This is a genomic window from Comamonas testosteroni (assembly GCF_000761245.1).
In the GTDB taxonomy this organism is placed as follows: Bacteria; Pseudomonadota; Gammaproteobacteria; order Burkholderiales; family Burkholderiaceae_C; genus Comamonas; species Comamonas testosteroni_C.
In genome coordinates, this window is record NZ_AWOR01000031.1 from 1 (window position 1) to 233 (window position 233).

Annotated in this window: 1 protein-coding gene; it reads right to left on the minus strand. The window is 61.8% G+C overall.

Translation table 11 applies throughout. From position 1 onward, the window contains the following. Positions 1–233: ATP-binding protein (locus tag P353_RS06745; protein WP_034367111.1), on the minus strand; the 233-nt coding region annotated here is incomplete at both ends.

Genomic DNA, 233 nt, shown 5'->3' on the forward strand with positions numbered 1-233 from the left:
GCCGCTCAAGCGCGTCGCGGAAAGGAAGTTTTTGCTGTGCAGTTCGCTGTGCAGCAGGGCGTCGCGTTCGGCAGCTTCCATGGGTACGCCGCTGTCTTGCACGGCAATGCGCAGGCGCGGCTTGGTGCTGCGCTCATCCAGGGCGACAACGATCAACACTTCGCCTTCATCGGTTTTGTGCAGGGCGTTTTCCAGAAGGCTCAGTAAAGCCTGGCGCAGTCGCGTCGGGTCAC